Annotated in this window: 15 protein-coding genes; 12 read left to right on the top strand and 3 right to left on the bottom strand. The window is 39.7% G+C overall.

Translation table 11 applies throughout. The annotated features are described in order from the left end of the window. Positions 1 to 300 precede the first annotated feature (300 nt). The 7 genes from R1T16_RS00945 to R1T16_RS00915 all read left to right on the top strand — a co-directional run bounded on the left by R1T16_RS00945 (position 301) and on the right by R1T16_RS00915 (position 7981). Positions 301 to 1056, top strand: coding sequence for a Rossmann-like and DUF2520 domain-containing protein (locus R1T16_RS00945; protein WP_317499181.1), 756 nt, complete (start codon positions 301 to 303; stop codon positions 1054 to 1056). Then, positions 1049 to 1576, top strand: coding sequence for an HAD-IIIA family hydrolase (locus R1T16_RS00940; protein ID WP_317499180.1), 528 nt, complete (start codon positions 1049 to 1051; stop codon positions 1574 to 1576). The genes R1T16_RS00945 and R1T16_RS00940 overlap by 8 nt, the downstream gene beginning before the upstream one ends. A 47-nt stretch (positions 1577 to 1623) precedes the next feature. Next, complete coding sequence (locus R1T16_RS00935) at positions 1624 to 2517, top strand: UbiA family prenyltransferase (RefSeq protein ID WP_317499179.1); 894 nt, start codon at positions 1624 to 1626, stop codon at positions 2515 to 2517. Next, the gene (locus R1T16_RS00930) at positions 2510 to 3100 is read left to right on the top strand and encodes a Maf-like protein (protein WP_317499178.1); all 591 of its coding nucleotides are present in this window, start codon (positions 2510 to 2512) and stop codon (positions 3098 to 3100) included. The genes R1T16_RS00935 and R1T16_RS00930 overlap by 8 nt, the downstream gene beginning before the upstream one ends. 4 nt (positions 3101 to 3104) lie before the next feature. Then, positions 3105 to 3632, top strand: coding sequence for a mechanosensitive ion channel domain-containing protein (locus R1T16_RS00925; protein WP_317499177.1), 528 nt, complete (start codon positions 3105 to 3107; stop codon positions 3630 to 3632). Beyond that, positions 3632 to 6118: a PIG-L family deacetylase gene (locus R1T16_RS00920; RefSeq protein ID WP_317499176.1), complete on the top strand. Its 2487-nt coding sequence runs from the start codon at positions 3632 to 3634 to the stop codon at positions 6116 to 6118. Before R1T16_RS00925 ends, R1T16_RS00920 begins: the two co-directional genes overlap by 1 nt. 162 nt (positions 6119 to 6280) lie before the next feature. Continuing rightward, positions 6281 to 7981, top strand: coding sequence for a sodium:solute symporter (locus R1T16_RS00915; RefSeq protein ID WP_317499175.1), 1701 nt, complete (start codon positions 6281 to 6283; stop codon positions 7979 to 7981). A gap of 72 nt (positions 7982 to 8053) precedes the next feature. Here the strand turns inward: R1T16_RS00915 and R1T16_RS00910 are convergent, their stop codons facing one another. Then, positions 8054 to 8905: a DUF2911 domain-containing protein gene (locus tag R1T16_RS00910; protein ID WP_317499174.1), complete on the bottom strand. Its 852-nt coding sequence runs from the start codon at positions 8903 to 8905 to the stop codon at positions 8054 to 8056. A 151-nt stretch (positions 8906 to 9056) separates the two neighbouring features. Here R1T16_RS00910 and R1T16_RS00905 point away from each other — a divergent pair, with 151 nt between their 5' ends. After that, positions 9057 to 9515 carry an SRPBCC family protein gene (locus R1T16_RS00905; protein ID WP_317499173.1) on the top strand — a complete coding sequence of 153 codons (459 nt, stop codon included), beginning with the start codon at positions 9057 to 9059 and terminating at the stop codon, positions 9513 to 9515. A 14-nt stretch (positions 9516 to 9529) separates the two neighbouring features. Next, positions 9530 to 10813, top strand: coding sequence for a deoxyribodipyrimidine photo-lyase (locus R1T16_RS00900; protein ID WP_317499172.1), 1284 nt, complete (start codon positions 9530 to 9532; stop codon positions 10811 to 10813). Between the two features lie 23 nt (positions 10814 to 10836). Here the strand turns inward: R1T16_RS00900 and R1T16_RS00895 are convergent, their stop codons facing one another. Together R1T16_RS00895 and R1T16_RS00890 are read right to left on the bottom strand one after the other, a co-directional pair. After that, on the bottom strand, positions 10837 to 11493 hold the full coding sequence (locus tag R1T16_RS00895; protein WP_317499171.1) for an HAD family phosphatase: 657 nt from the start codon (positions 11491 to 11493) through the stop codon (positions 10837 to 10839). 42 nt (positions 11494 to 11535) lie between these two features. After that, positions 11536 to 12192, bottom strand: coding sequence for an HAD family hydrolase (locus R1T16_RS00890; protein WP_317499170.1), 657 nt, complete (start codon positions 12190 to 12192; stop codon positions 11536 to 11538). 157 nt (positions 12193 to 12349) lie between these two features. Between R1T16_RS00890 and R1T16_RS00885 the strand changes: the two genes are divergently transcribed. From R1T16_RS00885 to R1T16_RS00875, 3 genes are read left to right on the top strand one after another with little or no spacing between them, the layout of a single operon-like run. After that, a complete protein-coding gene (locus tag R1T16_RS00885) occupies positions 12350 to 12892 on the top strand; it encodes a sigma-70 family RNA polymerase sigma factor (protein ID WP_317499169.1) in 543 nt (180 codons plus the stop codon). 30 nt (positions 12893 to 12922) lie between these two features. Continuing rightward, a complete protein-coding gene (locus tag R1T16_RS00880) occupies positions 12923 to 13333 on the top strand; it encodes a hypothetical protein (RefSeq protein WP_317499168.1) in 411 nt (136 codons plus the stop codon). Between the two features lie 4 nt (positions 13334 to 13337). Continuing rightward, positions 13338 to 13772, top strand: coding sequence for a sensor of ECF-type sigma factor (locus R1T16_RS00875; RefSeq protein ID WP_317499167.1), 435 nt, complete (start codon positions 13338 to 13340; stop codon positions 13770 to 13772). Positions 13773 to 13971: the final 199 nt, after the last annotated feature.

The raw sequence follows: 13971 nt of genomic DNA, 5'->3' as shown, positions 1-13971 counted from the left end.
TCCAAAATCGCTATTTAACCATCCTTTTTTATATAAAACCCGTAAAGCTAATGTTTTACGGGTTTTTTCATGCTTTTTCAGGCACTCTAATGTTACGCTTTACGTTCTCAAAACACGGTTTTCGTGCGTAAAATTAGATATGTTTAAAACTTTACAAATCAACATATTAAAAAATAATGTTACGCATTTTGTTTTTTAAATGCGACGCAATTTTTAGATACATATTGATGTATTGAATTCGTCATTTTAGTACACTCTGTCATTCCCAATACCTGAAACTTTTTTACTAATTTAGCGACCATGTTAAAAGTAGTCATAATCGGTTCGGGAAATGTAGCGCAGCATCTTATCGGGGCTTTTCAAAAGTCAGATAAAGTGGAGCTTACGCAGGTATATGCCAGAAATACTGAAAAGCTACAACACTTGCACGGGCACCTCTCGGTAACCGACGATTTTAACCGGATTGCTGAATCCGACCTCTATATCATAGCCGTAAGCGATGACGCTATCAATAGTGTTTCAGAGCAGCTTGCGTTCAGCGGACGGCTTGTGGTGCATACCTCAGGCAGTACAGCTATGGAAAGCATAGACAGCAAAAACCGAAGAGGCGTATTCTATCCGCTGCAAACTTTTTCAAAGAATAAAGAGGTTGATTTTACTAAAATCCCTGTCTGCCTTGAAACAGAAGATCCGTCAGATTATGCCCTGCTTGAGGAGCTTGCGAAAAGCATATCGCCGTTAACGTACAGCATCAGCACTACTCAAAGACAGGCACTTCATCTGGCTGCTGTATTTGTAAATAACTTTACCAATCATTTATATACCGTTGGTAATGATATCTGTACAAAGAACAATATTCCATTTGACATCTTAAAGCCTTTGATATGGGAAACTGCGACTAAGATAAGCACCCTTACCCCTGTTGAAGCCCAGACAGGACCAGCTAAAAGAAATGATACTACAACGCTGCAAAGGCATCTTGATTTTTTACAGGATGATAACCAGAAAGCGATATACACCTTATTAACTCACTCTATACAATCAAAAAATGGCTAAGAGCTATAAAGAATTAATGAACGACATTACTACATTCATTTTTGATGTGGATGGCGTATTGACCGACGGTAACATACACGTAACCCCTACCGGAGAGATGCTAAGAAATATGAACATTCGCGACGGATATGCCATGAAAGCGGCTGTGGAGAATGGATATACAGTTTGCATAATATCGGGCGGTCTTAATGAAGGTGTACGCATCAGGCTGCGTAACCTTGGTATTACTGATATTTACCTTGGCGTACCGAATAAAGTGGAAACCTTTGATGAATTTACAGATATATACAATATTAACCCTGAGCAGGTGTTATACATGGGTGATGATATTCCAGACTTTCATGTTATGCAGCTGGTAGGCCTGCCTACATGCCCGCAGGACGCTGCACCGGAGATAAAAGAGATTAGCAAATACATCTCCCACAAAAACGGAGGAACAGGTTGTGTGCGCGATGTTATAGAGCAGGTAATGAAGGTACAGGGCAAATGGATGGAACATTTTAACGCCCGTTATGACTAATAGTCATGCAATCAAATTAACAATTTTTAAACGACTAAATCTGCTGAATGAAATTTCTTAAACTTATAGGGTTTGAAAACCTTGTTATACTGGCTTTTGCACAACTTATCTTTAAATACGGCTTTCTTGACTTACAGCCCGGACTTACACTTACGCTAAACAGCGCTAATTACGCATTGTTAGTATTGGCATCCGTGCTTATTGGTGCTGGTGGTTTCCTTATCACCAACATCACAGCAAAAGGAAGCCAGGCGTATGGACTGTCAGAATCTGTAGCTTATTATATTTATGGCGCTTTTACTATTGGCGGACTTATAATTGGGTATTACCTGTCTGATCTTATTGGCAGAACGAGTTTTTTGATGGCCTTTGCCATACCTGTGGCCACATTGTATTTCTATTCTACAAACTTAAGGCAGAGCCTTTTATTGGGCAATGTAGCAATAGCGATAGTAACAGGCATAAGCATAATGATCATAGGCTTTTTTGCCGTTTACCCTGTATTTGGCAATGTAGATCCTGTAAGGTTAAGCACAATATTTGGCCTTATACGCGATTATGCCGTTTTTGCGCTTATTGCAGGTTTCCTCACCACCCTGCTTAACGACCTTAAAAATCCTGACGGCGATTATAATGAAGGCTTGAACACACTGCCTATTGCGATAGGAAGGGACCGCGCTGCAAAAGTGGCGTTCGGTGTAGGGTTGGTACTTGTAGCATTACTGCTTTATTACGCCAACACCTATTTAAAAGAGCTCTTGTTATCATTAGGGTACGGACTATTGTTTGTTCTTGGCCCAATAATTTACATACTTATCAATTTGTGGACGGCTAAAACGCATAAAGAATTTGCAATGCTTGAAATTGTTATGAAAGCAGTGCTGTTTTTTACCGCCGCATCAATAGCAGTAATAAGCTATAACATCCATTATCATGCTTAGAGATAAATTAAAAGATTATAAAATCGTGCTGGCTTCAGGATCTCCAAGAAGGCAGCAGTTCTTAAGGGACCTTGATGCCGATTTTGAAATTCGACTTAAAGACGTGGAAGAGATATATCCTGACACTTTACAGGGTGCTGAAATTACAGATTACCTTGCTGAACTTAAGGCGGCTGCACTTGAAGAGAGCCTTTCTGACAATGAGATACTTATTACCAGCGACACTATCGTATGGCATGAGAACAAGGCACTGGGTAAACCCGCCGACAAAGAAGATGCCTTTGCCATGATAAAATCATTATCCGGGAAAACGCATGAGGTAATTACGTCTGTATGCATAAAAAACAAAGGAGTGCGCGAAACCTTTAATGAAACGACAAGGGTTACATTCAACCCGCTTACTGACGACGAAATTGCCTATTACCTTGAAGAATACAAGCCGTATGATAAAGCCGGCTCTTATGGCATACAGGAATGGATTGGCCTTGTGGCAATTGCAAGGATCGAGGGGTCATATGCTAACGTAGTTGGCCTGCCTGTTGACAAGGTATACCAGCGTTTGTTGAAATTTGTACAAAACTAAAAGCATGACAGAGAAAGAATATTATAGCCATATACTAAGCACGATCATTACCACAGTAGTGTTTATTGTCGTGAGCTATATTATAAAACGGCTGACAAAAAGCTATGCTAAGGCTTCTCATTTATCTGAACACCGTACTAACCTTATCTCTAAATACATCAATTTCTTAATGATGGCATTGTACATCATTATCATGGTTGCAATATGGGGACTAAACACAAATGATCTAGTTACCTACGTAGGTGGTACACTTACCGTTATAGGTGTTGCGTTTTTTGCCCAATGGTCCATATTGAGCAATATAACATCGGGTATTGTGCTGTTTTTCAGCTTTCCGTTCCGCATTGGCGATGTGATAAAGATTCACGACAAAGATTTTCCTATAGAAGCCCAGATTGAAGACATAAAGGCTTTTCATACTATTTTAAAAACCAGGGATGGCGAACTCATTACCTATCCTAATAACCTCCTGCTACAAAAAGGTGTAAGCATAATACCTATACGACAGGAGGATAAAGAATTTTACGATTAATGAAAAAAACACTTTCATACCTTATACTCTTAAGTTTTACTTTTGGCTTTGCACAACAGCAAAAACCTACATCGGCAGAAATATACAACAAACTGGAAAAGCTTAATTTTCTAGGTACAGCCCTGTATATTGCAGCGCATCCGGACGATGAGAACACCAGGCTTATTTCCTACTTAGCCAATGATGTAAAGGCACAGACCGGATACCTGTCGCTTACCCGTGGTGACGGAGGCCAAAACCTTATAGGCCTTGAACTAAGGGAACTCTTGGGTGTTATACGCACGCAGGAACTTATAGAAGCCAGAAAAATAGATGGCGGCCAACAGTTCTTTAGCCGTGCTAATGATTTTGGTTTTTCTAAAGTACCTAATGAAACTTTGCAGATATGGGACAAGGAAAAAGTATTGCAGGATATGGTATGGGTGATACGAAAATTCCAACCGGATATTATTATCAACAGGTTTGACCACCGCTCTCCCGGCACCACACATGGGCACCATACATCATCGGCTATGCTTACTCAGGAGGCGTATGCGCTTGCTGCTGACGCAAACTATGAGCCAAACCAGCTCAAATATGCCAAAACATGGCAGCCTAAGCGGGTTATGTTTAATGTCTCGTGGTGGTTCTTTGGTGGAAAAGACAAATTTGAGAAAGCAGACAAATCAAGGTACATCAACCTGCAAACGGGCGTTTACTACCCTACCCGCGGCATTTCTAACCAGGAAATTGCAGCCCTTAGCCGCAGCAAGCATAAATCTCAGGGATTTGGCTCTACAGGTGAACGAGGTGATGATATGGAATACCTTGAGCTTATTAAAGGCGACAACCTTAAGGACAAGCAAAATCTTTTTGAAGGCATTGACACGTCTTGGAACCGCATTGCCGGCGGAAAAGCTATAGGTGATGCGATTGCAGTAATCATCAAAAATTTTGATTTTAAAAATCCTTCTGCATCCGTGGCTGCTTTGGTAAAAGTGTATGCTGAAATTGGTAAACTTCAGGATGAGCATTGGAAAGTAATAAAACAAAAAGAAATTAAAGACATCATTGCCTCGTGCAGCGGATTGTACCTTGAAGCAGCAGCAGAAAACCAGTCAGCGACACCGGGAAGCAGTTTAAAAATACGCTGGGAAGCTATTAACCGCAGTAATGTGGTCATGAAGCTAAAATCAATTACGCTTACACCTGAGTCTAAAACTATCCAACAGGACACGGTTTTAGGGAATAACATAGACATAACGTCTTCAATAGATGCAGTTATACCCAAAACTGCAGCCTACACTTCTCCTTATTGGCTTAAAGAAAAAGGCGATACCGGAATGTACAAAGTAGATGACCTCCAAAAAATAGGATTCCCTGATATCATCAGGGAGATTTCGGCGGCATTCACCGTAGAAATTAATGGTATGGCAATCCCGTTTGAAAGGACAGTGATCTATAAATACAATGATCCTGTTGCCGGAGAGGTGTATCAGCCACTTGATATTATTCCTGCTGTTACAACACGTATCCTAAACAAGGTACAGTTATTTAAGGATAACAGGAAACAAACAGCAAGCGTTAAGATAAAAGCAGGTAAAGACAACTGCAAGGGCAGCGTAAAATTAGAACTTCCGTCAGACTGGAAGGTAAGTCCTGCCACTATTCCATTTGACCTTGCAAGAAAAGGCAGTGAGATCATTGTTACATTTGAGATTACACCACCTGAAAATCCAAGCGAAGCTACTGCAAAGAGTATTGCAACAATTGACGGAGAAAACTTTGACAGGGAACAGATAATCATCAACTACCCACATATTGCCACACAACAGGTGCTTATGCCATCTATAGCCAAATTTACCAAGGCCGACCTTAAAATTACGGGCCATAATCTGGCCTATATTATGGGGGCAGGAGATTCGGTTCCTGAAAGCCTCAAGCAGATGGGCTACAGCGTTACATTGCTATCGCCGGATGCTATAACTAATGAATCGCTTACCGGATATGATGCTGTCGTAGTGGGCATACGCGCTTACAATACTGTAGAAGCGCTTGTATTCAAGCAGCAGATACTTTTTGATTATGTAGCAAACGGGGGAACAATGGTGGTGCAATATAACACTACGGGTGACCTTGTTACACGGGATATTGCGCCTTACAGCCTAAGGATTTCAAGGGACAGGGTTACCGAAGAAAATGCAGAAGTTACTTTTCTTGATGCAAAAAACCCAATCTTGAACTACCCTAACAAGATAACCGATAAGGATTTTAAAGGATGGGTTCAGGAACAGGGATTATATTACCCTGACGAATGGGCTAAGGAATTCACGCCTGTATTTAAATCGGCCGATAAGGGCGAGAGCGACAAAAAAGGCGGCTTGCTGGTAGCAAAATATGGTAAGGGTTATTACGTATACACAGGGTTAAGTTTCTTTAGGGAACTTCCTGAGGGCGTATCGGGCGCCTACAGGCTTATGGCAAATATAATTGCTGTGGGTAAATAATCCTGAAGCTGTAACAAAACAACAAGAAACGAGTCTTATACACAACCAAAAAATTGCACATGAAAGATACTGGCGCTAAATGGAAAAAAAGTTATTCCCTGGTGTTGCTGCTCAACATCATATATATTGTGCTGTTCTATTTTATAATGCAAATTTATTAATATGCAGCTACTGGACTGGATCATACTTTCGGCTACCCTGCTTTTTATAGTGGCTTACGGTGCTTTAAAAACAAAGGGAAGCAAAAATGTAAACGAATATATATTAGGTAGCAACGAGACACCCTGGTGGACGGTAGGCTTATCTGTAATGGCTACACAGGCCAGTGCTATTACCTTTCTTTCTACACCGGGACAGGCATACCATGACGGTATGGGTTTTGTGCAGTTCTATTTTGGACTCCCGCTCGCCATGGTGGTTATCTGCATAACGTTTATCCCTATTTACCACAAACTCAAGGTGTATACGGCATACGAATACCTGGAGCAGCGTTTTGATGTTAAGACACGTACATTTGCAGCACTTATATTCCTCTTACAACGAGGCCTAGGAACCGGGTTTACCATTTATGCACCGGCAATCATTCTTTCTTCACTTTTAGGGTGGAACCTGAATGTAATGAATGTCCTTATAGGGCTTATGATCATTATATACACTATGTCAGGAGGTACAAAGGCGGTTAACATAACCCACAAGCAGCAAATGTTTGTGATCTTTACCGGAATGATAATCACATTTTTTATCATTCTTGATTACCTTCCGGAGGAGCTGAATTTTAATAACGCCATGCATATTGCAGGAGCCAATGAAAAGCTGAACATTCTTGATTTTTCTATTGACCCCGAAAAGCGATATACGATATGGAGCGGTATTGCCGGAGGATTTTTTCTGGCCCTTGCCTATTTTGGTACAGACCAGTCGCAGGTACAGCGTTATCTTTCGGGCAAATCGGTACGTGAAAGCCAGATGGGACTTATCATGAACGGACTTTTGAAAGTACCAATGCAGTTTTTTATCCTGCTTATAGGTGTAATGGTTTTTGTGTTTTTCCAGTTCCATGCTGCACCGCTGCATTTTAATCCTAACAATACTAAGCTTGTAGAAAACTCTCAATATAAGGATACTTACCACAATCTGGAAAATCAGATTAAAAATGTTACCGAAGAGAAAAAAGAGATAAGCCTTTTGTATGTAGACCAGCTTAGCAAAGATTATGATAACAAGGAGCTGCATAACAAAATGATCGCGCTTAACAGCAGGGAGAAAGACCTGCGTGATAAGGCGAAAGAGCTTATCCATCAGGTAGATGAAAAAGCAGAAACAAACGATAAGGATTATGTATTCCTTTATTTTATACTGAACTTTTTACCAAAAGGGCTTATAGGGCTGCTTTTAGCCGTGATAATATCGGCTGCAATGTCGTCTTCTGCGTCAGGCCTTAATGCGCTTGCCTCTACAACAACTATAGATATATACAAACGCCACGTAAAAGGCGAAAAGACAGACAAGCATTTTGTTGACTCTACACGCTTGTTTACGCTTATATGGGGAATAATAGCCATACTGTTTGCGTGCATGGGGTCGTTGTTTGATAACCTTATCCAGATGGTAAACATTATAGGGTCTATATTTTATGGTACAGTACTCGGGATTTTCCTTGTAGCATTCTACATAAAATATATCAAGGCGGAAGCCATATTTTGGAGTGCACTAATAACACAGTGTGTTGTAGTTGTTATCTACAAAATTGATATGCTTAGCTATCTTTGGCTTAACGTTATCGGAGCAGCATTGACCATTGTAATAGCCTTGCTGATACAGCCATTCATGAAAAAAGAAACACCTCAAACTGAGGAGGCTTAAAATAAGTTCCATAAAAAAACGGGCTGCCCATTACAGGCAGCCCGCTCTTTATCATAGCAATGCGCTATCCAATTATTTTCTTCCCCATTCCTGGATTGAATCTTTATTCATCTTAACATAGTCGCTGTTGTTTGCTTTTTCAGCAGACGCAAGCGAAAGTTTAGCCGTTTCTATTGCGCCTTTTTTGTCGCCCATTTTTGCCTGTATAAGCGATTTTTGCCTAAGGATATAAAATGGAGCATCAACACCTGATTTTGCTATAGACTGGTTGATCCATCCTAAAGCTTTTGCCTGGTCACCGTTAGACTGGTAATAGTACTGGGCTGCAGAAAAAAGGTCGTTAGCCGATGGACCTGACATTGCTGTCTCTATGCTTTTCATTGCGGTAGCTTTTGTAGGCACTTCAAATTTTACGGCAACCATTGTTTTTTCCCACGCGATTTCAAGGAAACCAAAATCGTTATCAAGATTATTTACACCAATAGTAAATGTTTCTACGTTACGGTTAAGGAACTCTGGCTTAACAGATGTTCTAAGTACTTCTTTCTTATCGTCGTATTTTTCAGGAAGTCCCCAGTTATTAGTGTCATTGTAAAAAATCACATCCCAGCTGTCAGCTTTAGGCTGCGTGTAAAGTGCATAGTGGCCTGCAGGAAGCGTTTTTCCACCTATAACAACGTCATTACTGAAAGACACGATAGTATTTGCATTTGCACCTGTTCTCCACATTCTTCCAAATGGTACTAATTCTCCATAAACCGATCTTCCTCTTGCACTTGGACGGGAGTAATCTACCTTCACATCAGTAAGTCCTACTGTCTGCTCAATAACGGCTTTAGGGCTGGCTTGCGGTGTAACTATTTGTGCTGATACATTTACCATAAATGCCAGTACAAACGTTGCTGCAATGAATAATTTTTTCATAAACTTGTTGAGATTTTTTATTATAGTTTGTTACTGCGAAATTAGTGATTAAACACCGTATGACTGTTAAAATTTATTAAAATTACGTCTACATTTACCTGCGCATAACTTATGTTTCTCTAACTTTAGAAATCACCGTACCCTAAAAAATATGCTATACACAGTACACACAACGCAAAAACTGCCCATAACATTACAGGAGGCATGGGATTTTTTATCTGATCCCAAAAACCTTGCCGTAATTACGCCCCCGTCTATGGGGTTTGTAACATTATCCGGTGATGACCGTCCCATGTTTGCCGGGCAGATAATTCATTATACAGTTACGCCTTTATTAGGCATTAAAGTAGAATGGGTTACCGAGATTACCCACGTTGACGACAAAAAATACTTTGTAGATGAACAACGTGAAGGGCCTTACAGGCTGTGGCATCACAAGCATTTTTTAAGGGAAATCCCCGGCGGTGTGGAAATGGAAGACCTTGTGCATTACAAACTGCCTTTCGGATTTATGGGCAGTTTAGTACATCCGTTTTTGGTAAAACCAAAACTTAAAGAGATCTTTGACTACCGCGAAAAAAAGCTGGTGGAGCTTTTTGGTACAATGTAATACTTTTAACGACTATGATACTATTTTGGTTCAGGCGCGACCTGAGGCTGGAGGACAATACAGCCCTTTTTGAAGCTTTAACTAGCGGAAAAGAAGTGCTGCCTATCTTTATTTTTGACAAAAATATCTTAAATGAACTCCCTAAAGACGACGCAAGGGTAACGTTTATCCATAAACTGCTGAGCGACACTAATAGTGAGCTTAAAAAACACAAAAAATCGCTTGCTGTGTTTTATGATTCGCCAGAAAACGTTTTAAAAAAGCTGATAAAAGATCATGAGATTACGGCAGTATATACTAACCATGATTACGAACCCTATGCATTAAAAAGAGATAGGGCCATCAATGACCTGTTATCTGCAAATGGTATTGACTTTAAGACATTTAAAGACCAGGTTATCTTTGAAAAAGGCGAAGTAGTTAAAGATGACGGCACCCCTTATGTAGTATATACGCCATACATGAAAAAATGGAAGGAACGCTTCAACAGGGAGAAAATAGAGATACATCATTCCGAAAGCAGGCTTACTGAAATTGCAGCACACTCCTACCCGTTTTTAGATTTGAAAGACATAGGTTTTACAGCCTCTGAAATTAAGCCTGCAGCATTTGAGCTTTCGCAATCCATGATAACAGAGTATAAGGAAACGCGAGATTTTCCTTCGGTAGACGGTACATCGCATTTGAGCCCGTATCTGCGATTTGGCGCTGTGAGCATAAGGAAAATCGTAAAGACAGCCTTAGAAAATAACAAGGAGACCTTTCTGAACGAATTGATATGGCGCGAATTTTTTATGCAGATTTTATGGCATTTTCCTGACACGATTACAAAAAGTTTCAGGCCTAAGTATGACAATATAAAATGGCGCAATAACGAGCAGGAATTTAAAGCCTGGTGCCAGGGTAAAACCGGATACCCAATTGTAGATGCCGGTATGCGCGAACTGAACGCTACAGGATCTATGCACAACCGCGTGCGAATGGTTGTAGCAAGTTTTTTATGCAAACATTTACTCATCGACTGGCGATGGGGCGAGGCTTATTTTGCAGAGAAACTATTTGACTATGAGCAGTCAAGCAATATAGGAAACTGGCAATGGGCCGCAGGAAGCGGCGTAGATGCTGCGCCCTACTTCAGGATATTTAACCCCACCGAACAGACCAAAAAATTTGACAAAGGCCTTAAATATATACGCAAGTGGGTTCCCGAATTTGAAGACTTACAATACAAACCTATTGTAGACCACAAAGAAGCACGCGAAAGGGCGCTGAAAACTTATAAAGAAGCAGTCCAATAAAAAAGCCCCTCTAGGGGCTTTCATTATTTTATATCTCTTATGATTTCGTAGCTAACCTGGCTAAAGTCGGTAATCACTTTATCAGCCAATGACGTATCCTGGCCCATTGTATGTCCGCTGTTGTAGCCAATGCAGTAAACACCGGCAGCATTAGCAGCTTTAATACCGTTGGTACTGTCTTCAATAATTATGCACTCGTCTTTAGTAACGCCTGATTTGGAAACAGCCTCAAGAAAAATTGCAGGATTTGGCTTCGATTCTTCAAAATCTTCGCCACTTATGGTATGGTCAAAATACTGGTGTAGCCCAAAACGCGTAAATACCTTTTCAATCTTTCTTTTAGATGCTGATGATGCCAGTATAAGCCGCATTCCGTTTGTATGAAGATCAACAATAAGGTCTTTTACACCAGGCAGCATGGCAAGATCGTCCGCATTATCAAACGCATTAAAATAATACTTGTATTTTTCATCAAGCAATTCATCGTGCGTAAGTTGTATAGGGTACAAATCTTTAAGCTTCTGAACGATCATTTTATCAGAATTACCTATAAATGTGCCATACACATCATCTGAAACTTCGATATTAAGCGATTTATACAATTGCTGATTTGCCCTGTAACCGATAGGTTCTGTGTTTACCACTACCCCATCCATATCAAATATTACGCATTTTATCATAATAATCTTTATTTATAACGGCTACAGCGAATATGCCGGAGCCTATTGTAATTTACTTATTTTTTCGGCATTAAGCTCTGCAAAATGGTTAACTACCATATCTGCTTCTGCTAATTCCTGTAAATGTGAATTCTCGCTAAGGTAACCAATACAATATATTCCGGCAGCTTTAGCCGCCTTGATACCGTTAGTACTGTCTTCAATAACCACACATTCTTCTTTTGGCGCTACAGATAATGATGCCGCATGCTCAAAAATAGCCGGGTGCGGCTTAGATTTAGGGAAGTCTTCGCCACTTACGATATGTGTAAAGTACTGGTGTAATTTGAAACGGTTAAAAACGCGTTCAATTGTAACCTTAGATGCTGAAGAAGCCAAAATAAGCTGGATGCCATTATCATACAGGTTTACAATAAGCTCACGAACACCTGGAAGCAGGTCAAGATCCTCTTTATCATCAAAGGCATCGTTGAATAATGAGCGTTTTTTTTGCACAAGGTCTTCTACTTCTTCCAGTATTTCAAAAGCTTCTTTAAGTTTTTGGTACACATTTTTTGTAGAGTTTCCTGTAAAGGATGCATACATCTCTTTGGTCACATCTATATTAAGGTGCTTAAAATGCTGGTGGTAGGCATAGTGGTGAACAGGTTCTGTATCAACTATTACCCCATCCATATCAAATATTACAGTCTTTATCATATCTTTTTGCTAAAGTTGCAAAAGTACGACATTACAACAGTATTAATAAACTTTTTCTATTTAAAGGATATGTTAAACCTTTAGTATGAAATTATAATTTAGGACTGATTAAACCTTTTGGCTTAATTTTAGTCCAAATTAAAAACACAAACTAAAGTTGCAGGACGAGAAGGCCTTTATAGCATTATTGCTAAACCCAAAAACGCAGGATACCGCGTTTAGGCAGCTCGTATCCCAATACAGCAGGCCGTTGTATAACCATATAAGGAATATCGTACTGGATCACGACGATACCGACGATGTGCTCCAAAATACTTTCATCAAAGTATTCCAGAACCTGAAGAACTTTAAAGGCGAAAGCAAATTATTTTCCTGGATTTACCGTATAGCGACTAACGAGTCCATAACATTTGTTAGCTCAAAAGCTAAAAAAAATAATATAACTAACGAAGAAGTACAACAGAAAGCGCTTAAAAACCTGCAGGCTGATGAGTACTTTGAAGGCGATGAGATGCAGATAAAACTGCAAAATGCGATAGCATCGCTCCCTGAAAAACAGCAACTGGTATTTAAAATGAAATATTTTGAAGACCTTAAATACGAAGATATCTCAGAGATACTGGGCACTTCGGTGGGTGCGCTAAAGGCATCGTACCACCACGCAGTAAAAAAAATTGAAGATTTTATAAATACACATTAAACCTTTTTCATTTTGATAAGTCTAAACAGTATGAACGATTTTAAATTAGATAGCAGACCGAATATAAACTCAGGATTTAAAGCTCCTGATGCTTATTTTGAAAGCTTAGCCGACAGGGTGATGCTAAACAACATCCCTATGAAGGAAGTTAAGGTAGTGCCGTTGTATAAAAGAAGACCTGTATGGGTTACTTCTGCTGCTGCAGCATTTGTATTATCGTTTTTTCTTTTACAAAACAACAATAAAGCGATGGCACAGGCAATGCCGGATAGCAAGACTGCAGAAAAATATGTTGTTCAGCAATCCGGAAGAAGCTCTTACGATTTATCGGAGAGTCTTAGTGACGAAGATATAAGAGAATTACAGGAGGCTTCTATTACTGTAGACGATCAGGCTATAGAAGATTATCTTTCTAACGCAGATGTTCATTTATACCAATAAGGCTATGAAAATTAAGTTCATTCTGTCCGTTTTTTTATTATTCACCATGCTTGCCTTTGGCCAGCAGGATAAAAGAGACCAGCTTAAAGCTATAAAATCTTCACGTATTGCAGCAGCGCTGAATTTATCAGCAACGGAATCTCAAAAGTTCTGGCCTGTTTACCTGCAATGCGAAGGAAAGACATCTGACATTGAAGAGAAGATGGCAGTTTTAAAAAATAAGCTGTCTGAGAAAAACATAGATGCGCTGACACAAAAAGAAGCTGTTTTATATGAAGCGCAGCTGCAGTCAGACGAAGAAGAAATATTTGCCCTTCGTAAAAAAATGATCACAGATTTAAAAGTGATCATAGGGCCTAAGAAAATTTTAAAATTAAAAATGGCGGAAGACGACTTTACTAAGTTGCTCGTTAAAAAAATAAAAGGAAAAAAAGATTAGTAGTTTATGAAAGTTAATTGGATTTAATCGGGATGATTAACCAATTAGTTAGTTTATGTTTAGTTTAAGTTTGGGAAAGAGAAGTTACAGCTTCTCTTTCTCTTTTTTACATATATCATAACCTGCTTAACCTGCCTGCCTTTCAAAGAAACAACATGTACTATTCGCCCACCGCCTGTATATTAATTACGTAAAAACA

Source organism: Flavobacterium sp. DG1-102-2 (genome assembly GCF_033042555.1).
Taxonomy (GTDB): Bacteria; Bacteroidota; Bacteroidia; order Flavobacteriales; family Flavobacteriaceae; genus Flavobacterium.
This window is presented reverse-complemented; position numbering and strand designations above follow the sequence as displayed.

What these genes read in the sequence shown, in the direction of transcription:
- R1T16_RS00915 (WP_317499175.1), top strand. Translation starts at nt 6,281, where the DNA reads ATGCAGCTACTGGACTGGATCATACTTTCGGCTACCCTGCTTTTTATA.
- R1T16_RS00945 (WP_317499181.1), top strand. Translation starts at nt 301, where the DNA reads ATGTTAAAAGTAGTCATAATCGGTTCGGGAAATGTAGCGCAGCATCTT.
- R1T16_RS00940 (WP_317499180.1), top strand. Translation starts at nt 1,049, where the DNA reads ATGGCTAAGAGCTATAAAGAATTAATGAACGACATTACTACATTCATT.
- R1T16_RS00930 (WP_317499178.1), top strand. Translation starts at nt 2,510, where the DNA reads ATGCTTAGAGATAAATTAAAAGATTATAAAATCGTGCTGGCTTCAGGA.
- R1T16_RS00935 (WP_317499179.1), top strand. Translation starts at nt 1,624, where the DNA reads ATGAAATTTCTTAAACTTATAGGGTTTGAAAACCTTGTTATACTGGCT.
- R1T16_RS00900 (WP_317499172.1), top strand. Translation starts at nt 9,530, where the DNA reads ATGATACTATTTTGGTTCAGGCGCGACCTGAGGCTGGAGGACAATACA.
- R1T16_RS00910 (WP_317499174.1), bottom strand. Translation starts at nt 8,905, where the DNA reads ATGAAAAAATTATTCATTGCAGCAACGTTTGTACTGGCATTTATGGTA.
- R1T16_RS00875 (WP_317499167.1), top strand. Translation starts at nt 13,338, where the DNA reads ATGAAAATTAAGTTCATTCTGTCCGTTTTTTTATTATTCACCATGCTT.
- R1T16_RS00905 (WP_317499173.1), top strand. Translation starts at nt 9,057, where the DNA reads ATGCTATACACAGTACACACAACGCAAAAACTGCCCATAACATTACAG.
- R1T16_RS00890 (WP_317499170.1), bottom strand. Translation starts at nt 12,192, where the DNA reads ATGATAAAGACTGTAATATTTGATATGGATGGGGTAATAGTTGATACA.
- R1T16_RS00895 (WP_317499171.1), bottom strand. Translation starts at nt 11,493, where the DNA reads ATGATAAAATGCGTAATATTTGATATGGATGGGGTAGTGGTAAACACA.
- R1T16_RS00880 (WP_317499168.1), top strand. Translation starts at nt 12,923, where the DNA reads ATGAACGATTTTAAATTAGATAGCAGACCGAATATAAACTCAGGATTT.
- R1T16_RS00920 (WP_317499176.1), top strand. Translation starts at nt 3,632, where the DNA reads ATGAAAAAAACACTTTCATACCTTATACTCTTAAGTTTTACTTTTGGC.
- R1T16_RS00925 (WP_317499177.1), top strand. Translation starts at nt 3,105, where the DNA reads ATGACAGAGAAAGAATATTATAGCCATATACTAAGCACGATCATTACC.